15 protein-coding genes are annotated in these 23010 nt (G+C 44.6%); 8 read left to right on the top strand and 7 right to left on the bottom strand.

Annotated elements, in window-relative coordinates:
- The first annotated feature begins 73 nt into the window (after window positions 1-73).
- Both rsmG and B050_RS0105475 read left to right on the top strand, forming a co-directional pair.
- Window positions 74-718, top strand: a complete 645-nt coding sequence (rsmG, locus tag B050_RS0105480) for a 16S rRNA (guanine(527)-N(7))-methyltransferase RsmG (RefSeq protein ID WP_018472889.1) — start codon at window positions 74-76, stop codon at window positions 716-718.
- 384 nt (window positions 719-1102) lie between these two features.
- The gene (locus B050_RS0105475; RefSeq protein WP_018472888.1) at window positions 1103-2893 is read left to right on the top strand and encodes a glycoside hydrolase family 15 protein; all 1791 of its coding nucleotides are present in this window, start codon (window positions 1103-1105) and stop codon (window positions 2891-2893) included.
- A 159-nt stretch (window positions 2894-3052) separates the two neighbouring features.
- On the opposite strand, the gene B050_RS0105470 is transcribed toward B050_RS0105475, so the two are convergent.
- The 5 genes from B050_RS0105470 to B050_RS0105450 all read right to left on the bottom strand — a co-directional run bounded on the left by B050_RS0105470 (window position 3053) and on the right by B050_RS0105450 (window position 15902).
- The gene (locus B050_RS0105470) at window positions 3053-5281 is read right to left on the bottom strand and encodes a heparin lyase I family protein (protein ID WP_083923238.1); all 2229 of its coding nucleotides are present in this window, start codon (window positions 5279-5281) and stop codon (window positions 3053-3055) included.
- A 584-nt stretch (window positions 5282-5865) separates the two neighbouring features.
- Window positions 5866-7704, bottom strand: a complete 1839-nt coding sequence (locus B050_RS0105465) for an outer membrane protein assembly factor BamB family protein (protein WP_018472886.1) — start codon at window positions 7702-7704, stop codon at window positions 5866-5868.
- 3 nt (window positions 7705-7707) lie between these two features.
- Entirely contained in the window at window positions 7708-10659 is a 2952-nt protein-coding gene (locus tag B050_RS0105460; protein WP_018472885.1) for a glycoside hydrolase family 3 N-terminal domain-containing protein, read from the bottom strand.
- 269 nt (window positions 10660-10928) lie between these two features.
- Window positions 10929-12638: a RagB/SusD family nutrient uptake outer membrane protein gene (locus B050_RS0105455; protein ID WP_018472884.1), complete on the bottom strand. Its 1710-nt coding sequence runs from the start codon at window positions 12636-12638 to the stop codon at window positions 10929-10931.
- Window positions 12639-12650: 12 nt separating this feature from the next.
- Window positions 12651-15902, bottom strand: a complete 3252-nt coding sequence (locus B050_RS0105450; RefSeq protein ID WP_026235660.1) for a SusC/RagA family TonB-linked outer membrane protein — start codon at window positions 15900-15902, stop codon at window positions 12651-12653.
- Window positions 15903-16225: 323 nt separating this feature from the next.
- On the opposite strand from B050_RS0105450, the gene hflK reads away from it, so the two are divergent.
- Together hflK and hflC are read left to right on the top strand one after the other, a co-directional pair.
- The gene (gene hflK / locus B050_RS0105445) at window positions 16226-17203 is read left to right on the top strand and encodes an FtsH protease activity modulator HflK (RefSeq protein WP_018472882.1); all 978 of its coding nucleotides are present in this window, start codon (window positions 16226-16228) and stop codon (window positions 17201-17203) included.
- The gene (gene hflC / locus B050_RS0105440; protein ID WP_018472881.1) at window positions 17200-18138 is read left to right on the top strand and encodes a protease modulator HflC; all 939 of its coding nucleotides are present in this window, start codon (window positions 17200-17202) and stop codon (window positions 18136-18138) included. Before hflK ends, hflC begins: the two co-directional genes overlap by 4 nt.
- Before the next feature lie 298 nt (window positions 18139-18436).
- Here the strand turns inward: hflC and B050_RS0105435 are convergent, their stop codons facing one another.
- Window positions 18437-19129, bottom strand: a complete 693-nt coding sequence (locus B050_RS0105435) for an N-acetylmuramoyl-L-alanine amidase (RefSeq protein ID WP_229802445.1) — start codon at window positions 19127-19129, stop codon at window positions 18437-18439.
- A gap of 260 nt (window positions 19130-19389) precedes the next feature.
- Here B050_RS0105435 and B050_RS0105430 point away from each other — a divergent pair, with 260 nt between their 5' ends.
- Window positions 19390-20055 (top strand): response regulator, encoded by a 666-nt coding sequence (locus B050_RS0105430; protein ID WP_018472879.1) that lies wholly within the window; start codon window positions 19390-19392, stop codon window positions 20053-20055.
- Between the two features lie 51 nt (window positions 20056-20106).
- Here B050_RS0105430 and B050_RS23375 read toward each other — a convergent pair whose 3' ends face one another.
- On the bottom strand, window positions 20107-20250 hold the full coding sequence (locus tag B050_RS23375; RefSeq protein ID WP_157492584.1) for a hypothetical protein: 144 nt from the start codon (window positions 20248-20250) through the stop codon (window positions 20107-20109).
- Between the two features lie 58 nt (window positions 20251-20308).
- Here B050_RS23375 and B050_RS0105425 point away from each other — a divergent pair, with 58 nt between their 5' ends.
- From B050_RS0105425 to murQ, 3 genes are all read left to right on the top strand, one after another.
- Entirely contained in the window at window positions 20309-21202 is an 894-nt protein-coding gene (locus tag B050_RS0105425; RefSeq protein WP_044201856.1) for an N-acetylmuramoyl-L-alanine amidase, read from the top strand.
- A 122-nt stretch (window positions 21203-21324) separates the two neighbouring features.
- A complete protein-coding gene (locus B050_RS0105420) occupies window positions 21325-22182 on the top strand; it encodes a hypothetical protein (protein ID WP_018472877.1) in 858 nt (285 codons plus the stop codon).
- A 9-nt stretch (window positions 22183-22191) separates the two neighbouring features.
- Window positions 22192-23004 (top strand): N-acetylmuramic acid 6-phosphate etherase, encoded by an 813-nt coding sequence (murQ, locus tag B050_RS0105415; RefSeq protein ID WP_018472876.1) that lies wholly within the window; start codon window positions 22192-22194, stop codon window positions 23002-23004.
- Window positions 23005-23010: the final 6 nt, after the last annotated feature.

Genomic DNA, 23010 nt, shown 5'->3' with positions numbered 1-23010 from the left:
AGCCCCCATCCCTTCGCTATGTATCGGCTAAAGGTGTATCTTTGCCGACTCATTATCCAAAATATTACAAACCATGTCTGAGGAACTTGAATTGATTTTAAAATACTTCCCCCAATTAACCGATAAGCAAAAGGAGCAATTTACTGCTTTGGGGGAATTGTATAACGATTGGAATCAAAAGATCAATGTCATCAGCCGTAAGGACATGGAGGCTTTTTATACCCACCATGTCTTGCATTCACTAGGTATCGCCAAGGTCTGCAGTTTTGAGCCTGGCACTTGGGTGCTGGACATCGGCACTGGCGGGGGATTTCCGGGCATTCCACTGGCGATTCTTTATCCAGAGGTAAACTTCCACTTGGTGGACTCCATTGGCAAAAAGATAACGGTGGTCAAGGATGTGGTCAAACAACTTAAGCTCTCCAATGTGGAAGCTCAGCAGGTCCGAGCAGAAAGCCTAAACCGAAAATATGATTTTGTGGTGAGCCGTGCGGTGACACGTATGGTGAATTTTTATCCATGGGTAAAAGGCAAATTTAAGAAAGAAGATATTAACGAATTCCAGAATGGCATTCTTTACCTAAAAGGTGGTGAAGTGGATGAGGAAATGGAAGAGTTATCCATCAGCTATGTCACTTATCACCTCGAAGACTATTTCGACGAGGAGTATTTTGACACTAAAAAGGTGGTGTATGTTCCTTTCGAAGAGCGTCGATAAGACTTATTTCTAAAACTAATTTAATTAAGGTTTAAGGCAATTGATTTTTGGCAGCAGTCATTCATTCTTGCATAGGCCATACCGCACTCCTGGCCCAAGAAAAACGGTTCTTTTTATATCTCTTATTAAGGCTGATGCCAATTGAGGATAGAAAAAGGAGCTGCTATCGGATAGTGATAAGGGGTAAATACCATTGGTACTTTCGTAAAAAGCAAGGGGAAAAACCCCATTGAAGGCTGATATTGAAAAAGCGATACCCTCGGTTATAATTAACCCAAGGCCAATTTAAGTGAGATCGGCTTACAATTTTTTATTTTTTTTCCTATATTCAACGTTAAGCCCAAAATTTGCCACGTTACTTTTTTTACCATTCAACCAAAAAATATGACAGATAGACATTTATACGGTACGGGTCTTATAGGCAACTGTGCCTACATCGCCCATATCGAAAAAAACACCAATATCAGCTGGCTATGTTTTCCAAGATTTGACAGCGATTTTATGTTTGGAGGAATGCTGGACCGGGAAAAAGGGGGCGAATTCAGCATATTGCCGGAGTCACCAGACTTCACCACCGATCAGGAATACCTGGAAAACACCAACATTCTAAAAACCACTATTCATACCAACGGAGGCGAGGAGGCTTATTCCGTCACCGATTTTGCGCCGAGGTTTATGAATTTTGATCGCTATCATAAGCCACTGATGGTGATCCGTAAGGTGGAACCTATCAAAGGCGAGCCGCGAATAAAAATTAATTGCAAGCCAGTGGCCAATCGTGGGCAGACGGTATTGAAGCCCTGCATGAATAGCAACCATATCGAATACTTAGGAGCAGAGCAAGCGGTACGACTTACCTCCAACTGCTCGGTCAATTATATTATGGATGACTGTGCCTTCAGGCTTCAGCGCCCCATTTACTTATTCCTCACCTACGGCCAGCCTCTAGAAGCCGCGGTAGAAAGCACCGCAGAACGCTTCCTGCAAGCCACCACTCAGTATTGGAGGGAATGGATAAAATCCACCAGCATACCTCATTTCTACCAGAAGCTGGTTGTTCGTTCAGCCTTGGCTTTGAAGATCCACCAGTTTGAGGACACCGGAGCCATTATTGCGGCTAGCACCACCAGCCTTCCCGAGTCTCCGGGCTCGACCAGAAACTGGGATTACCGCTACTGCTGGATTAGAGACAGCTATTACACCCTGAATGTATTCAATTCCCTGGGGCACTTTCAGGAATTAGAGCGCTATTTTGAATTCATCCAAAACCTACCCACCAATGAGACGGGGAGATATCAGCCTTTATATTCCATCACTGGCTCCGCCCTGCTTACAGAGGAGCTAAGTGAACTCTCAGGATATATGGGCAATCAGCCAGTAAGGTTTGGAAATCAAGCTTATACCCATATTCAGAATGACCTTTACGGTCAGGTATTAGTGAGTTTATTGCCATTGTATGCAGATAAGCGATTCATAGAGGCAGAAAAGAGCCATTCGGCTCCATTCATTCATAACCTGCTCGACAAGATCGAAGAGACCATGAATGAAAAAGATGCAGGCTTATGGGAATTCAGGAACCTAGCTCAAGAGCACTGCTATACCTTTATCTTCCACTGGGCGGGATCCTGTGCAGCGATCAAGATCGCCGATCGAATGGGGGATGATGAAATGAGAACCAAGGCTGAGCGCCTGAAGCAGCTGTCTATCGACAAGATCGAGGCTTGCTATATCCCTGAGATGAAGGCTTATTCTCAGGCGATAGGCACCAAGAATATGGATGCCAGCACCTTGCAGCTCATCACGATGGGCTATTTCGGAAACGACCTGGAGCGCGCCAACAATCACCTAAAAATGCTGGAAAAAGACTTATTGGCAGAGGATTACCTCTTCTATAGGTATAAGCATATGGATGATTTTGGAGTGCCGGAAACTACCTTCCTGATCTGTGCCTTCTGGTATATCGAAGCACTGGCCTGTGTCAATCGACTGGATGAGGCTGTAGAGGGATTTGAAACGCTCACTAAGTACTGTAATCACCTTCAGTTATTCTCCGAAGATGTGGATCATAAGACCGGCAGTCAGTGGGGTAATTTCCCTCAGGCTTATAGCCATGTGGGCTTGATGAATGCCGCCTACAGGATAGGCCAGAAGCTTGACAAACCAAACTTCTTATAGTCAGTTCCAGCTTGCTGAGAGGTAAATATTGGAGGGAGATGAATTCTAATTATTTATCAAAGAAAAAGAAAAAGCCGTCATCAGCACCTAATGCAGGTAGCTGAATGACGGCTTTTTAAATTTACTGAAATAAATAGGCCTTATAAATTATTGCCCATTCTATTTTCCTTGGCCAAAAATTTCTATAGGATTATTAGGATAACTAATCCCACTTAAGGCTTTTCTTCCCTCCGGATCCATTTTTTGGAACATTACTGAAGCTGGCAAATTATTATCTGCAATCCTAACTTCATCATAGTATAAAACCCTATCATTTGGCAGCGTTTCTCCTTTACCATCCAGCCAAGCGGCTGCATATAGACCCACTTTCCAGGAATACTCAAATTCTACGTCATTCGTGTATAGGTTTGGACCGACATAATCGACCACTAAATCTCTATTAAACCACAACTTAGTAACTCCATCACTAAAGGGGCTTAACTCATAGTATACCACAAAGTCATGCCATGATCCTGGATCAATCTCTCCAAAATAGAATCTTTGTCTAAGTTCATCCTTTAGCTCCGCATGTTCTTCATACGTTGCATCAAATTCACCAAAGCAAACTTGCAGATAAAAATGATCATATTCTGACCTAATACTTACTGGTGGAGACTGACCATGGCCAGCATGTACCTGATAAATTACTTCTGCAATCTGATGACTTTCATCGATATAATAATCTTCAGGAAAATAGATGGAGAAGCTGGTCCACTTTTTCATATCAGTATAATGCTCCGGCATAGCTGTTTCAGACAAGAGCTCGGTTCGGTGTTTTGTCCCACCGTAAAGCAATCCACGTGTTAAAACAAATTTACCCGATGTGCCCCCTTCTCTGGAAACAAAATCACTAATTGAAATATCCTCAGGATCATTGAAGCACTGTCTTTTGATCCATGCATCTTTTTCCCCTAATTGATCTCTCACGGTATTAGTAAGAATTTCATCAAATGGGCAATATTTCACCACCGACACTTTATCGATTTTAGATTCTAAAATCTCGATTTCTTTGTCTGTTAAGACCCTATTCCAAACCATAAAGTTGGTAATAACAGTTCTGTCAGGTGGTGTTTCACCATCCATTTTACCTAAAAACCAATCTGAATCAGAAGAAATATCCAGGTAAGCTTCAGGGATATCTTGGCTTTTATTGAGCACCCCATTTACATAGATCTTTAATGCAAGTCCATCATAGGTGATCAGGTAGCCCAAGGTGGTACCATCCAAAGGATAGGAACCTTCCGGGCTGTTGGAGCGGATTCTTCCATATGTACCGATAATCGATTCATTGATTGACACCTCGAGTCTTCCATCAGAAACGGTACCTATTTTGATCCCTGTGTCTCCACTGCTTTTCTTAAATGTGGCAAAAAACACCCTTCCAGCGGAGGAATACCTTCCGAAATCCACATAAATTGAAAATTTATACTTTACACTTTCCAATGAATCAGAAACAGGAACCTGAATATAACTTCTCGAATTTTCATCGTCAGAATTTCCCAATACTATTTTATACCCATCAGTGGAGTCCGGCTCCCATAAAGCATCATTACTATTCACCAGGACACCTTCATTTTCATAGAGACTTTTATCAACAATGGCCCCTCTGCGAAGTGCTTCCTGGTTGAAGTCATAGGATAATACAAGTCCGTAATTTAAATCCGCAGGCTCAAAACCACTAATGCTAGTAATCGAATACAACTTGAAAGAATTACTAATAAATTGGTACCTAATAATATTTAAATTATCAATAAGATAAGATCCAGCTTCCAAATAAAAACCATCCGGAAAATTTGGCACTACACTGTCCTTATGAAATATCATCCCCTCACCTTTGGTAGAATCCACCCCCGCATCATAATAATCTAAAATATCGCCTCTCAAAGGTGTCATATGGGAGCCATACATCCTTTTCCGGTCGAATAATAGAATATTTCCCTCAGTATATTCATACTCGTTTAGTTGAACCTCATCTCCTGTAACATTAAAATCAGTTTCTCTTAATTTTAGACTGGGAGTATTTTTCAAATACATATAACTCAACCGCTGCTCTTTTGGTAAATTCTGTAAAGCACTTACTATTTCCTGACCATTCACCGGATTAGGATTCCCCTCAAAAATCACCTGATCAAGATAGGTCAGCAAATCACCTGATGAATTGAATGAATCCCCAGCCTCATCAATGAATTCATAATATTTACCGGAAATAGCCGTGCAGCCAGTATTAAGGCTTTTAAACATTACTGAATCACCCGATCGGTATAAGAAAAATTCCCCGACGGGATAACTCTCGTCATTAACAAAAAACTCCTTCGACCCTAAGTCTCCCGGTACTATCTGAATTGCCATAATCTTGTTGTTTATAGGTGTAAATGTTAGATATTCTATGCTATTCAAAATCAATTCCTTCCTCCCACTCCTTCCCTCTGCCTAGACTTCACCCAAAAAACTCACATAAGTACTCGCTTTATATCAAAATTCTTTTTAACCTAAAAAACCCATTATAAAGCAGATAAAGAAAATAAAAACTCAAAATATTATCATCTATGAAAACATAAAATGATCATACTAAATTTAATACCATTATACTTCAATACCAATAGGCATTTAATCATTTGTATAAAGACCCACCAATACCCTGTATGATCAGAGTTATTCTGTAAACAAACCACAGCCTACTCACAATCAGTCGGCCAGTTCCTCCAAAAACGTAAATACACACTTTCGCCGTGTTTTTCAAAACAAAGGAAGGAACACGCAATATCTAAGGACATAAAAGCCATAAAATATTGATAATAAGAACTTTAACACTATTTACTTTCCTTCCTCAAAGTACAAATGCTTTGAAATCATGCTGGAGCATAAGACAAAAAAAATGGCATCCTCTCCTTAGAGAAAATGCCATTGCAACAAATACTATTTATTATCAATCCCTAATACATCAACCGCAGCACTTTACCATCCATCGTGGTGACTATTAGTGAATTACCATCCACCAAACGAACCGTATTCGCCATGGAGTTATCAATTTTATACTTCCAATTGATCGCTTGAGACTTCGAATCAAGACTATAAATAGTGCTGTTTTTTGTTCCAAAGTAAACATCCCTGTTTTTTACTTGAAGCATATTAGGAATATGATCGTAGCCAAAATGACAATCTACTTCCCAAAGGAGCTGGGGTGAATTGCCCCTAGCCGCAAAGGCGACAATTTTATCATTCATAGTTTTGGCATATACCTCTGTGCCATCCTCAGAAATCCCAATCGATTCCCTCACGGTATGCTCATTGGTCCTCCAGAGCTGCTCTCCGGTCCGCGCATCAAAAGCCGTCATATATCGATCCGGAGCCACGATAAATAGCCGTCCTTCTGCTGCGACAGGGGTGCACATAGCGGGGGAAAACATCCTATTTGATGAGCCATTGGACCATTTCCATTTTAGCTTTCCAGTATCAACCTCCAATGCATATAAATACGTGTCCCATGCCCCAAAGAACACCAAACCATCATACACCAGAGGCTTGCTCACCACTGGCCCATTTAGCCCTTCGTACCGCCATATCTCCTCGCCAGTCTCCGCATCAATCGCTCGAAACACGCCATCACTTCCACCGATCAGCACCTTATCCGCATCGAGCTCCGGAGAACCCAAAACGGCTGCTTCTGCGGAATACCTCCACCGCTGCTCTCCCGAACTTATATCGAAAGCATACACATAGCCATCTCCTGCACCAACAATAACCATATCCTCAAACCTAATAGGAGAAGAAAATACACCAGCCCCCGCATCTGCAGTCCATACCAACATCCCTGAGTCCAATGACAAGGCCTCCATCTGCCCAATGCTATTGCCATATATCACCAAACCTTCCACCACTACAGGGGTGGAAATGATATTTGCCGAACTGTGATAATCCCACTTTGCAGTTACCTCCGAAGCATATTCCTTATTCACAGCATAATCAGGCCTTGGGTAAGAATTATCGTCTTCATATTCCTTGCTTGATAAAGGCAGCTGGTGCCAAAGGTTGGCGACTGCCTTTCCGGGAGTCTTCTCGTGAAAATACACCGTATCTGGAGTAACCTCCACGATATTATAGCCACCTACAGCTTCCTTTGCACGGAGGTTTGACCTGCCCATCACCCCTTCTATTCCCTCAAAATCATAAACCTTATTACGATGACCATGACCGCAAATCGTAAACTGGGTATTGTATTCCTTTAGGCGATCGGTTAGTTCAAACCAGTTGTCCAGGCTCTCATCCAAAGGATAATGATTAATATTGATGATTCGCTGGCTGGGAGGAGTGGCCTGCAATACCGAATCCAACCATACCACCGCATCTCGAGGGATATGTCCATCGGACATGCGGACATAGGGACCCGATGCCGTACCAATGAATTTGTACCCCTCATATTCGAAGGCAAACTTATCATAGCCAAAGGTCTTAATAAAAGTCAGGCCAGCGGACTCGGACCAACCGGTATCATGATTTCCCGGCACCACATAATATGGAATCGATAGCCCATCCAATATCCTCCTGGCATTACTAATCTCCTCATCCGTCCCCATTTCCGTCAGGTCTCCCGTCACTAGGACAAAGGCTATATCCGTCTGCGCATTTATATCCTGAACGGTCCGCATCAGGTCCTCCTCCGCCTGACCATTTGGGGAGCCAATATGGGTGTCGGTCACAAAGCCGAACTTAAATACCTGGGCATGAGAAAGGGAAATACAGAGAGAAAATAAAATCAACCAGCACCACTTCATACCTTAGTGATTTAGCGCTTGATAGACCAGCTCCAGCACATTGGTGCGGGTATTTAGCTGATACAGCTTGGTATTTTCTCTGGTGGGATGCACCCTATTAGACAAAAAGATATATACCAGGCCATTTTCTGGATCCATCCACGCGTAAGTTCCTGTAAAACCCGTATGACCAAAGCTACTTGCAGGAGCACTTGGTGCTGAATTGCCATTAGGGTCTCCGGGCTTGCGAGGTCTATCGAAGCCCAATGCGCGGTAATTATCCGGACAGAATTGGCACTTGCTATATTCGCTCACGGTATTTCCTTTAATCAACTCCTCCTTGGCGTATTCCCCGTCCTGAAGGTAGAGCTGCATGAGCTTGGCAAGGTCATTTGCATCCCCAAAGAGCCCTGCATGCCCACTCACACCTCCTAACATGGCTGCTCCCTCATCATGGACGGTACCATCCAGCAGCTGTCCTCTGAACAAACTGTCATATTCTGTAGGGACTATGCGGTCTTCAGCATAATGCCTATAGGGATTGAAGGTCAGGGTACTGGCTCCAAGGTGACGATATAAGCCCTCTTGAAGGTAGGTCTCAAAATTTTCACCGGAAATCTCCTTAACCACCAGTGGAGCTAGGATAAAGGACAGATCACTGTACACATAATCATGCTTCCCACTGACTGGCGATTTCATGATTTCCTTATAGATCTTATCGGCGTAATTTCGGTGAATATAGAGGTGATCAGCCACCTGAATCGGGAATCTCTTGCTCGGATGATCTTTAAAGGTAAACCATTTGAACTGTCCATTTTTCTTTACCGTACTTTGCCAAAAGGCGATCCAGGCCGTCAGGCCTGCCTGATGGGTGAGAATATCTCTATACTTTAAATTTTCCTTATTGCTGCCTTGCGCTAGGGGCAGGTAATCGCCTAAGGTCTTATCCACATCAAATTTCCCCTCCCCCTGCAGCTTCATCAAAGCTGCCAAAGAGGTGCTGATCTTAGTCACCGAGGCTAGGTCATAGAGGTCTGTCACCTTCACGGGATTTTCCTCCTTATACGTATGATAGCCAAAAGCTTCCTGATAAAAAACCTTCCCGTCTTTGGCCACTAAAACACTGGCTCCAGGAATGGCCTTTTCGGAAATAGCCTTATGAACCTCCTCGCTAATACCTTGCAATTGCGCAGCGGCTATACCTAAGCGCTCGGGCTCCACATAGGAAAACCTGAGCCCTCCCTGGGTCTTGATGCCGTCATTTATTTTGAAATGAGAGTTGATAGTCACGGGTAGCTTCCCGCTCGCACCGATACCGCCGAAGATGATTTGAGAGGCGATATCCTGGGTCAATGCCGACTCCTGGTAAGTGGTGATCAGGCCAGCGGCATTTTGGAGATTCTCTATTTTGTCTAAGCTATATACATTTCCAAATACCGTCACGATCGTCTCCTGCTGATCAATCAAGTTTTTGAGAAATAAATTCATTTCTGCTGTAATCCCGAAATTCTTCACGCTAGCCTTTAAGCCCAACTCATGCAATCCGACGATCACTTTGGTATAGCCCTTCAGCGAGTCCAATAAGTCCGCCAGCTGCTCCACAGCCATATTCTTAGGAACTAAAAACTGATCTGCCTCCACATACCTGCTCAGCCCTTCCTGGAAGGCTGTTGGCTTATCAGTCCCTAAGGCCACATAGGCCAGTTTTTCCTCCGCCAAATGCTGAATCGGAAGCAGCTCATTTTTATTTCTCAAGACAGTGACAGAAGCTTCTACCAATTTCCGATTGATATCCATGGACGCTGAGCTATTCAGATCTTCGTAAATGCCCTTCATCTCTATCGGTTTCCAATTGCTAAGGCCTTGCCAGTCTTTGGCCCGAAGGACCTTCAGCACACGACGGTCCACTTCTTCCTGCGTAATCTCCCCATTGGCGATCGCCAGCTTCACCTGCTCTATGGTCGTCTTCACGTCCATGGTATTGAGAAGCATATCATTTCCAGCGAGTAGGGCCTTCACATCCACGATTCCGGGAGGGTAGTATTTTGCAACTCCCTGCATATTCAGAGCATCCGTAAAAACCAGACCTTCGTATCCCAGCTCTCCTTTCAGCAGGTCGGTGACGATTGGCTTAGAAAGTGTCGAGGCTAGGTTTGGGGTATTATCCAATACAGGGATATTCATATGAGCGACCATCACGCTCCCGAGTCCTTCATCCATCAGCTTGCGGAAGGGATATAGCTCCACAGAGTCTAACCTCAGCCTGGAAAAGCTAATTTGTGGTAAGCCCACATGGGAATCCACATTGGTATCGCCATGCCCTGGAAAGTGCTTGGCATTGGCCAAAACGTGTTCTTCCTGCATCCCTTTCATATAGGCGATGGCTTTTGTAGCGACATTATGCTTGTCCTCCCCAAAAGAGCGAAACCCAATGACAGGGTTATTTGCATTATTATTGATATCAACTACCGGAGCAAAGTTCACATTGACCCCAATCCGCTTACAGTGTCGGGCGATCTCCCTGCCCATCTCAAAAAGCAGATTCTCATCTTCTACTCCTCCTAAGGCCATCTGGTAAGGGAAGCTCATGGTAGAATCCAAGCGCATCCCCAGCCCCCATTCTGCATCAATGGAGATCATCATGGGCACTTTGCTCAGCTTTTGGTAGCGATTGGTCATGGCAGCTTGCCTCCCCGGGCCACCTTGAAAGAAGATCAAGCCTCCCACCTTATATTCCTCGATCAGCGAGGCGATGGAATCTATATAAGCCTGATCTCTATTGGAGTAAACAGGGATCATAATCAACTGCGCTATTCTTTCCTCCGGGCTGAGTGACTGCAATACAGCCTCTGCCCAAGGGGATTCATTCTCTAAAAATGGAATGGGCGCTTTGTCCTGATCCTGCGCCCTTATACTTCCAAAAGAAAGTATCGTACAGGTGAATAATAAGACAAATCTTAACAAAGGGTTTTTCATTTTATTTCTAGGTATAATAATGTGTCAAGTCAATTTCTGAAAAAAGCCCCTCTTTTCACAGAGAAAAGAAGGGCAAATCTAATAAACTATTAACACGTTCACTTTTTTTCCCACCATGCAGAGCAATAAGAAAGATCAACCTGATGCTTTGCTACCCAAGAATGCAACTGCGCATCTGTACTTTAGGCATGGGATAAATCACTTTGAATAGCGATCAAATCCTTTTTTCTTGCTTACTTTCCTCGTTCTTTTGGCGGGCACTATCGGGATCATTCTTCCCAGCCTGGATTTTGGTCCAAGGTCACACCATGCTCCGCATACAGGGTAATCTGATCCAATGGAACAGGGTCCAGGTACACCTTAGGATCATTAAATCTTCTCTGGGAGGTTTCCGCTGTCGCGGGAATGATATATCCCGTCTCTCCATCAGATAAGACCACGCTACTTTGCAGATCCGGGTATTCTGCCCGATCGATCCAAGCGCCTCGGTTGATATCTGAATTGTCCTGAGTATCGGTATATTCATATTTGGCCCAACGCTGTAAGTCATCCAGGCGGAATCCTTCCATTATCAACTCTATCCTACGCTCTCTGCGAATCTCCCAAATCATGGAAGGTACGGCCGGATCCCGCTGAGGATCATCATAAACAACGCCACTTACGACAGGGGCATCGCCCATCATCATAAGGTGCGGCATCTGAATACCTGGACGGTCACGAAGTACATTAATGGACTGGTCCAGATCGGCCTGCGTGAAGGCGGGACCACCTACTGTCGCCAGCTCTGCGGCCGCTTCAGCATAGTTCATCAACACCTCCCCAAAACGCATCACTGGAGAGTCGGTATAGTTCAGGTTGGAGCTTCCTTCTGGCTCATCTTTGATGGCCTCATTTAAGAACTTATGTGTGGCATAGCCTGAGGTGCTGTAATTAGACTGAATACCATTGAGGCGAAGCTCAGTGGACACCAGCGTCTCATAGATTCTACCGTCCCTATTGGCCATCACATTGGTGATGCCTTGGTCTCCTTGATATAGAGGGGAAAGGGTAATCGGCAGGCCATCACTTGCCAGATAGGTCTCCACGGCATCCTTGCTCACCCCTGTCTGAGGTTCCATATTATTATAGCTGTTTAGCGCATGGGTGATCAGGCCTGGCTCATAATGTCTAAATATGATCACCTCCGAATTCCCCGCCAGATTCAGGGAAGTGAATACCTCTCTATAATTGCCCAGGCTATATCTTCCAGATTGGATCAGTTCATTGGCAGCCCACTTGGAAGCGGCCAGGTAAGTCTGTGCTTTTTCGGTATTGCCTTCCTGATATTTTTGCCAAGTACCTTCATAGAGCATGATGCGAGACATAAAAGCCAATACCACGTCCTTATCCACAGAAAGTCCGGGACTGCCATCATCAAGCCTAACATTGGCGGCAGCAAACTCCAGATCTTCCAATACCCGATCCATAACAAATTCTCTAGGATCCCGAGGACGATAAAGATCCGCTTCATTAGTTTCATCCACCTCATGATCATAATAAGGCACATCGCCAAACTGCTTCACGAGATCATGGTATTCCATAGCTCTGAAAAACCTCGCCACGCCCGACCAATGGGCAATCGCCTCTTCGTCCATAGGCACAGTCTGGATCCTTTGCAGGTAAATATTGGCCTTACGCACCCAGGCAAAACTCCAATAAGAGCCCGCATTGGTAGGCACTGTCCTTCTGAATTGGGAAGGGCTGGAAGGGGCAAAGTCATCATTCAGGGACTGGCCTGAGAAGAAATCCCCCCAGGTATATCCTGATCCATATCCGCTAAAGTAAGCGGTATAAAATCCCCAGGAAAAACTCCGTACATTATCTTCACTAGTCCAATAAGTCTCATCTGTAAGCTGATCTACCGGCGGTTTTTCCAGAAAATCATCACATCCTGTTAGCGCGATTACCGCAGCTATTATCACTACTATTTTTCGATTCATGTTTTGCTTGGTTTAGAGCGTTAGCTGTAGTCCAAAAGAAAGGTTTCTGCTATAAGGATATACCCGGCCAAATGTATTGGCATCATTAGCCCCCGAAGAAGTGTAATCTACTTCTGGATCTAGCGGCAACTGCAGGTTATCAAATTCGAACAGATTTTCCCCACTGAAGTACACACGTACTTTGTCAATATTCCATTTGCTGATCAGCGACTGAGGCAGGGAATAACCTATGGTAATATTTTTCATTCTCATATAAGACATATCCAGCAGGTATCTTGATTGTCTCAGGAAGTTTCTAGAGTTGCTGCTTTGCCCCTGATCGGTAGGTCGTGGATAGTAAGCATCTGGATTCTCCGGGGTCCAATAATCTAACTGGTGCTCGTACCACGCTTCGCCTGGACGGTATCCCGGTACGAAGATGGGGCCGTTTGCCCAGTAATCTCTCTTCCCTACACCCTGAATGAAGAAGCTGAAGTCCAGCCCTTTATAATCCCCACCAAGGCGGAATCCATATTGGTATCGTGGGGTGGAGTTTCCGATTACCTTAAGGTCGCCATGATCATCCACAGTATTGGAGCCGTAGCTGATCTCACCATCACCGTCAAGGTCTTTGTACTTCACATCACCTGGGCCATAGAAGAACCAACTGTTTTCGAAAAGCGACTGAGAGGCGATGCCTTCCTGCATCACATATTTACCATCCTGAAGCAACAAGTCGCCATTGGCATCTTTCACAAAATCATCATTAGTAAATAATCGGTCTGTTTCATATCCCCAGATTTCACCCAGCACTCGTCCTTCTCTATTGGAGTAAATGCTCTTATTATCTGCGAAGGCGGTGATTTTTTCCTGGAAATCCGATAAGGTCGCCACAGCATTCAAGGTCAGGCCACCAGAAAAAGAATGAGAATAATCGATCGCCAATTCGAAGCCTGTAGTTTCCAGTTCTCCCAGATTCTGCTTGGTGGCGCTGGTACCATAAGAGGCGGGTAATACCTCCCCTGCACTATGCATATTCTTGGTGGTACGCTGGTACCAGTCAAAGGTAACGCCTAACTTATCCATAAAGAATCGGGCATCAAGGCCAAAATCCAAAGTCTCTACCGTCTCCCAGGTCAAGGAAGAAGGCAAGGCTCCTGGAGTGCTGAAGGTCAATTTATTATCACTACCTACTAACCATCCAGAAGAATAGGAAGACATAATTCTGTAAATATCACTTAGGTAGGCATTTTGGTTGCCGATGGCTCCCCAGCTCGCTCGTAGCTTCAAGAAGGACATCACCGGAGTGATACTTTCCATAAATGGCTCCTCACTCAGGACATATCCGGCAGACATGGATGGGAAAAACGCCCATCTCTCTGTAGGCGATAGTCTCGAAGAACCATCATAACGGCCATTTAGCTCGAGGAAATATTTGTCTTTATAGTCATAATTTACACGACCAAAAACTCCCATCGTGGCCCATACATTCCGTGATCCATCCACAAACTGATCACCAGAAGCGAGGTCTAGCTCTCCCTTATCCATATCCATTAGATCCCTTCTTTGAGAGCTGTGATACCAATATTCGTAAGATTCAAGGTCACCACCAGCCATGAATTTCAGGTCATGGTCTTCAAAGGTTTTTTCATAAGTACCAAATACCTTCCCGACATTTCTATTACTCCAGCTGGAGCCATAAATCACGCGATTATAAGAAGCACTGGTATAAGGGGCATACTGTAAGTTGGCACCAGTGGACCAAAAATTATACGCTGACACCTCTCCACCCGTTTGATGATCATGGAAGTTATTAGAGTCAAAGGTATAGTTGGCATCGATGCTCAGGCCTGGTAAGGGTCTGATGGTGGTACCAAGGTTGATTCTGGCTAGTGAAGTAGTTTCTTCGTTCATCTTGGCCTGGCTCACCTCTGTCACCGCGCTGCGGAATGGGTATCCTTCATAAGTACCGTAAGGGTAGTTTTGAGGCCATCTGTACAGATAATACCAAGGATCGTAGGTATTAGAGCTAAAGTAAAAAGGCTTCGTAAATCTGGTTTTGCTATACAGGACTTTGCCTCTCACATCCATCCAGTCGGTCACCGAGGTATTTACGCTTAGATCGACAGAGTAGCGGTCAAATTCGTCAGGATTGACCTTCAGCACGCCGTTTTGGCCCAGGTAACCAATACCCATACGGTAGTTGGTTTTTTCACTTCCTCCGGATACGGAGATATCATGTTTCTGCTGAGGGGTCCAATTTTCCATAAACATATCACCTGCATCCCATGGGCGGTAGAAGAAGAGACGACCGTCTCTAATCTCAAAATCACGTCCCAAGACCATATCGTTTCCTAAATCCTGGCCGCCGTAATTCTGTTCCCATTCTCTCATTTTCTGGATTCCTTCCTCATCAAAGTACATTCCGACCACGCCAAATACATTGGTGGAAGGGTTGGTTCTTTGCAAGGCCCTAAATGCCATCTCTGCTCCATCAGCGGCAGGTGCTATTTGGGGAGTCTTGGTCGGAGTGGCCCAGGAGAAGTTATTAGAATAATTAACTTTTGGGGCTTCTCCGCGTTTGCCGGATTTGGTGGTAATCAGGATTACCCCCCATGCACCTCGAGAACCATATATAGAGGCTGAAGCAGCGTCCTTCAATACGGAAATGGACTCAATATCCTCGGGATTGATCATTTGGAGGTTTGGGATTTCCACATTATCCACAAGGATCAAAGGCTGAGCGCCTCCGGAATTACTGAGTGTCCCGGTCATCCCTCTCAGTCGGATGGTAGGATTATCCCCGATCTGGCCACTAGGAGTGGTGACGGTAAGCCCAGGAGTGGTACCTTGCAGTCCTCTACCCACATCTGTGATGGGACGAGACTCCAATACCTTGGTGTCCACGGTGGCAACAGCCCCGGTAAGATCACTTCTTTTCTGGGTACCATACCCCACGACGACCACCTCATCCAGGCTTTTGGCATCCGAATTTAATGCCAGATCAATGACTGACTGGTTTCCTACTTCTCTTTCGGTGGTAACCATCCCAATAAAGCTAAATACCAAAGTCTGACCCTTGGCCACCTCTATTTGGTATTTACCGTTTACATCTGATGATACTCCTTTAGTGGTGCCTTTTACTAAGACACTAACTCCCGGAAGAGTCCCTCCATCCTCAGCACTGGTAATAGTCCCGGAAACTGTATTAGTCTGGGCTATCAGCTGAAAATGGAACAGGAGAAAACAAGCCATTACCAAGCAACAGCGTAAAAGTTTTTTCATGTTTGACATTTTAGATAATAGTTAAGTGAATTAATTATCGATAAGAGCGAAATAAAAATGAGTACAATATTGATTTTGGGTCCACTGTCAATTGCCCATGATTATTTCTCTCTTATTTTCTTTGGTCAAATTTTCCTAAAAAATCAATCTGTTCCATCCCTGAAAACAGGGATATTCTAAAATCACCACAATACGAAAACTAACTACCAGACCTGCAAAGGCCCATTTTGAAATAACATGGACATTTCAGGCCTTTCCTCGTGGTGGTCTCAATATTTTTTTGATTATTGATCCTTCATTAGCTTTAAAAACACATACTTCTCATGAGTAACAAAAAATTTAACGTCAATATTGATCCCGATATGATCAAAAGAAACCTCAGGAAGATCATCTGGGGATTTGTGATCATTATCGTTGCGTTCAGTTCCATCCATACGGTCGGGCCGGAAGAGGAAGGGGTGGTCATTCAAATGGGTAAATATAACCGCACTGTGCCGCCCGGACTAAATTTCACCTGGCCATTTGGCATCGAGAGAATGCACAAAATACCTGTTCAAAGGCAACTAAAACAGGAATTTGGCTTTCGAACAGGAACTGCCGGACAACATTCCAGCTATGTCAAAGAAGGGTACGTAGGCGAATCCACCATGCTTACTGGTGACCTAAACCTTACCGATGTAGAATGGGTTGTACAGTATAGAATCAGTGATTCCTATAAGTATCTTTTCAAAGTTAGAAATGCCGACAAGACTCTTCGTGATATGTCTGAAGCTGCCATGCGAAAAATAGTCGGTGACCGTACCGTTAATGAAGTGCTTACCGTAGGAAGACAGGAAATTGCCAGTAGCGTTGAGCAGCTATTGCAGGAACTATGTAATGAATATGAGAATGGCATCCGTATAGATCAGGTGGTCTTACAGGATGTCAATCCACCTGATCCCGTCAAGCCCTCCTTTAATGCGGTCAATGAGGCTCAACAGGAAAGGGAAACCCTTATCAATCAAGCTGAAGCAGACTACAACCGTATCATTCCCAGAGCACGGGGAGAGGCGCTGGAAACCATAGAGCTGGCAGAAGCTTATGCATTAAACAGGGTAAACCGGGCAAAAGGGGAAGCAGAACGATTTATTTCGCTCTATGAGGCTTATATCAAGGCTCCAGAAGTAACCAAGCAACGGATTTATCTGGAAACAATGGAAAAAATCTTACCTAAACTTGAGAATAAAGTCATAGTAGATGAAAAAGGTAATAACGTATTGCCCCTATTAAATCTGGACAAAAAAGGAGGTTCTGAAAAATGAATAAGCGCATAATCATATATATCGTCATAGGAGTCATCTTATTGATCACTGTAAACAGTAGCATCTTTATTCAGGATGAAACCAAACAGTCCATCGTAACGCAGTTCGGAAAGCCTATCGGTGAACCACGTACCACACCGGGGATCAACTTTAAAGTGCCTTTTTTACAAAAAGTACAGTTCTTCGACAAAAGGTATTTGGAATGGGATGGAGATCGTAATCAGGTGCCCACCAAAGACAAAAAGTTTATCTTCGTGGATACCTATGCCCGTTGGGAAATCACGGATCCTTTACAGTTCTTTATCCGACTTAGGGACGAAAGATCTGCACAGTCAAGATTAGATGACATCCTGGATGGTGAGACCCGTAATGCCATAGCCAGCCATAATCTGCTGGACGTCGTCCGATCTTCTAATCGTGATCCAGAGGTAACAGAAGATTTCATGGAGGAATTAGAAATTCTTGAAGAAATTTCCTTTGGTAGGGAGAAGATCGAGGAAATTGTCCTCACCAAAGCCAATGAACGTACCACTGACCTTGGCGTCCGAATACTTGACTTCAAATTCAAACGAATGAATTACGTAAACGAAGTACGAGACAGGGTATATGATCGAATGATCAGTGAAAGGAATCGTATTGCAGATCAGTTCCGCTCGGAGGGGCAGGGCCAAGCGCGTAAAATCCAGGGAGATAAAGAAAGGGATTTGGCTAAAATCCAATCGGAGGCATTTCGTGAGGCAGAAGAAATCAAAGGACTCGCCGATGCCGAAGCTACTGCTATCTATGCCAATGCCTATAATCAAAACAGACAAACCGTCGAATTGTATAAATTCCTCAGAACTATGGAAAGTTATGAAAAATCATTTGACGAAAACACAAGTATCATTCTATCCACAGACTCTGAATTTTTCAAGTTTTTGAACAAGTTAAATTAATCAGATACCTATTTCGGGAGCCAGCTCTTCTTTTAATAAAGAGTTGGCTCCCGTTTATTTTTATCCGATTAGGCAGGAGGGATCAGTCATTCGCGGCGAAGGTCGGGATGAACTGAAAATATAAGAAAAGGAAAAGCTAAGGAGCGGCGGGCCCTTAGACAGCTTCGGGACGGTCGAAAACTTATGGCTTTCGACTGATTTAGAAGCTTTGTCTGGATACAATACCTATGTATGAGCCTATGCACCAAAGAAGAAGAGTGTCATTTTGGATAAGGAAGATTTCAGGTTTCATCTCTCATCAATCTCCTATTTCCTTCAGGTCCAAATCACTTAAGCGCGTTCGGATTTTTTTCATAAATTTCTCTCCCGGATCGGTTTTGCTGGTGCGATAGCCCTCATCCAGTTCCTTCCATAATGGATGCCCCTCAAAAGCCTTATACTCATAATGACCGATGATATATTGAATATCATATTTTGCTGCCAAATACCTTATCAATGCTTCATTAGCTTTCAGCTGAGCCTTGGTAAGTTGGGCCTTGGGGCCGCCCACATTTTCCACCCCTATGGCACAGTGATTTAGTCCTATCACATGCCTGGCCATTAGGGTATCCGGCATTTGCCGGAATATGGTCCCATCTCTATCCACCAGAAAATGGGCCGATACATTTAAAGCACTTGCCGAGGCGATCCCCGTTCTGCTGCCAGGCAGTAAAACCGGGTTCATGGCCGAGTACGACCGCTCCACATCAGGGATAGCCGTCCAGTGCAATACCACCATTTTGGGTTCGATGGAGGGGTAATCCTGGATCAGTCCATAATGATCAGCCAAATATTCCTGAGAGAGGGCTATACGCTCTTCGTTGAACAGTATCGGTTTTTCAATGATCCTAAATGTCGATCGAGTACAGCCCAGCATCAGCAGTCCCAGGGACAGGCCAAATAGCAAGGTTGAGATGCTATTTAGTGCTATTCGCCTTTTTAAATTAATCATCCTCTCCTTTGTCATTTATAGTTTAGCATAAAATAAGCACCAAAAATCCTAAAACAGCATCCCTGAAAACAGTGATTTTACGAATAATGAAAAAAATCATTTTCATAGTCAAAATCACCAATTACACTCAATATGACACCTTTTACCTAATAATAAGCACCATTCACCAGACCTTAGCCAACTGCCGTTCCTGTAAATCTATTGTTAATTTTGGTTAAATTAAACTTACTTGTCCTTATAACTTCCTAACCAGCAATCCAATGGAAACCTCATTCAAGAAGACCGCCGATAATATCAATGTACTCATAGCCGATGATCACCGGATGTTTATTGATGGGCTGAAGGCGATGCTTACGGACATTCCGGGCATTAAGGTGGTGGGGGAAGCCTTGAATGGGCAGGAAGCATTGGATTATTGTGAGGCAAGGCCGGTGGACATAGTCATCATGGACATCAATATGCCCATCATGGATGGTCTGGAAGCCACCAAACGACTGCTAAAAAGTCATAAAAGCCTCAAGGTCCTGGGGCTTAGCATGCATAATGACCGCCACTATATCTCGGATATGCTAAAAACCGGAGCGCAAGGGTATATTCTGAAGAATACCGGCAAGAAAGATTTGGTTCTGGCCCTCCAAACGCTTTACTCAGGAGGCACCTATTTGGGAGAAGAAGTCAGTAAGACTCTCCTCACCAGCTTTATGAAGAACCCTAGCCGCATGCAGGTCAATGAAAAACTCTCCCAACGAGAGCAGGAAGTGCTAGAAAGCATCGCTGTGGGTCATACCACTCAGGAAATAGCAGAAATCCTCTTCATCAGCAAAAACACCGTGGAAACCCACCGCAAAAACCTACTCTATAAACTACAAGCCAAAAACACGGCTGAGCTAGTAAACAATGCTTATAAGAGACGATTGATCGGTTAAAGATGACTTATATATTTTAGACATTCTCCCCTTCCTATCATTCTATCCCCATCAGTGAGAAAGCACGTTTACGATACTCTGTATTTTTTTGGTATAACTTACCTCTCCACTTTCGAATCCCCCTTCTTCCAGTCCTCTCCTCTCTATTAGACCATCCCATTTCTCTCTCCCCAAATCCCTGTTTTCGGTGAGCAAAAGCCCGGTTTTTTGAGCGATATTTGTATATTAAACATTCACTTCTGAAACCCCAATTATGATTCTCAGCAGCTATCAGCGTATTTTCCTCTTCCTCAGCTTAGGGATAGTGATGTATTCGTGCAGCCCCAAGCCCTATGCACAGCTTAATAAAGCACATCAAAAACAAGTGGAATCCCAAGTGGAAAAAATCACCGCCACCCCACCAGTAAAAGAAAATGCCTCAGACAGCACCCATCTCAACGACCTCTGGGTGGGCACGACTAATTTCAGTATTCGCAAACCAAACTATATTATCATTCATCATACCGCGCAGGACTCGCTGGCACAGACCATCCACACCTTCACCGTCCCCCACACCCAGGTGAGTTCACACTATGTGGTAGGCAGAGATGGTGAAGTGGTTCAGATGCTGAACGATTACCTGCGTGCCTGGCATGCCGGACGCGGCAGATGGGGACAGGACACCGACCTCAACTCCTCCTCTCTTGGAATAGAGCTGGATAATAATGGATCAGAACCTTTTAGCGAAGCGCAAATATCCAGTTTACTAAAACTCCTCCATGAACTAAAAGAGCGCTACAATATCCCGGCAGCCAATATCATAGGTCACTCCGACATAGCTCCCACCCGCAAGGTGGACCCCAGTCCTTTGTTCCCTTGGAAGACCCTGGCTGAGAATGGCTATGGATTATGGTATGATGACTTTATGATCATGACCGTGGATATCCCGGTGGATAATGAAAACTATAAAACGGAGGAAGTCATGATGGAGTTGGTGCCAGCGGGTTTTAATATTCGGAATGCTCTAAAGATCATTGGCTATGACACCAGCGACCTTCCGGCCGCCATTCGAGCCTTCAAGCTGCACTTTATACAGCGCGATATCCAAGCGCCATTGACGGAGAATGAGATCAGGATTCTCCATAACCTATACCAGAAATATTACTAATCCAGTGATTGTAGGAAATCCCCATTTTCAGGGATGTACAAAAAATCTAATCCCAACATCTTTGTATTAAGAGTATACACCCTGCGTTTATACTAAATAATATCGACATTAAACCTCAATATATGCTATTACTTGCAGATAGTGGCTCCACCAAGACCGACTGGAGGCTGGTAGATGAAGCAGGAAACACCAAGGGAACAGCCATTTGTAAGGGTTTAAACCCTTATTTTCTGTCTGTATCGGAGATTGCTGAAGTCATTCGAGAGAAAGTTTCCCCCATCGCCGGCTCCGTGGACAAGGTTATTTTCTATGGTGCAGGATGTGGCCTACCGGCCAAGGTGGCCCAGATGCAGGAGGCCATAGACAGGGTCATCTCAAGTCCTCTGCCCACCGAGGTGTACGGAGATATCCTTGGGGCCGCCAGAAGCCTACTTCAGGATCAGGCGGGTATTGCCTGTATCCTCGGGACAGGCGCCAATTCCTGCGTATATGATGGCAAAAACCTCCTGGACAATGTCCCTTCCTTAGGCTATATCCTCGCAGACTGGGGCTCAGGAACTGTGCTCTGCAAGGACCTGATCGCTCTTATTCTTCAGGGCAATATTGATCGAAGTATTATAGATGATTTTCATAAAACCTATGATATGGACCTACGGGAGATTCTTGACAAAATCTATAATAAGCCTCAGGCCAATCGATTTTTGGCTTCCTTCACCCCATTTCTCCTAAAGCACGCTGCACACCCTGCCTGCCAGGCCATCATTCGCTCGAATTTCCAAAAGTTCTTTGAATATTATGTATTTTCCTATGAGGTAGGCAAATGTCCTCCCATCGCATTTACAGGCTCTATCGCCTATCATTTCAGTGAATTTCTCCAGGAAACTGCCGAGTCCCTAGGGCTTAAGATAAAATCCATCATTCAGCATCCCATGGAAGGCTTGGTAAAGTACCATTCCAAAACCATCCCTGCTATCAAATAAAACATAGTTATGCTTGCAACAGAATCCTCATCGCTCCACACAGACCTGGACAAGATGTCCGCCGAAGAGCTGCTTATTAAAATCAATCAAGAAGATAAAAAAGTAGCCCTCGCCGTCGAGGAGGTCATCCCTTCTATAAAAACACTCGTAGCGGCCATTGCCAGGAGAATGCAAAATGGAGGAAGGGTATTTTATATTGGAGCGGGCACCTCGGGAAGGCTGGGCATCCTGGACGCCTCGGAGATCCCTCCTACTTACGGTGCTGATCCCTCTTTATTCACCGGAATCATCGCCGGAGGGGATCGAGCTATCCGCCATGCCGTGGAGGGTGCGGAAGACAATAGCGATCAAGCCTGGATAGACCTGCAAAGCGCTGGAATCACCGAGAAAGACTGCCTCATCGGCATCGCCGCCTCAGGCAGAACTCCCTATGTCATCGGCGGCCTAAAAGAAGCCTCCAAGGCGGGCATACTTACAGGAAGCATCGCTTGCAATGCCAATGCTAAGGTCTCCGAAGCCGCCCATTACCCAATAGAAGTGGAAGTGGGAGCGGAATTTGTCACTGGAAGTACCCGAATGAAGTCCGGCTCAGCACAGAAAATGGTCCTCAATATGATCAGCACCAGCCTGATGATCCTTGCAGGAAAAGTAAAAGGTAATAAAATGGTCCATATGCAGCTGTCAAACAATAAGCTGGTCGATCGTGGCACCCGGATGCTGATGGAAGAAATCCCTTCTTTAAGCTATCTGCAAGCGGCTGAATTATTGCGAAACCACGGCTCAGTTCAAAATGCGATAGATCACTTTCATCAGGAAAAATAGATTTGC

The organism is Echinicola pacifica DSM 19836 (assembly GCF_000373245.1).
GTDB lineage: Bacteria > Bacteroidota > Bacteroidia > Cytophagales > Cyclobacteriaceae > Echinicola > Echinicola pacifica.
Note: the sequence above shows the minus strand (reverse complement) of the source record. Positions and strands in the feature narration are given on the sequence as shown.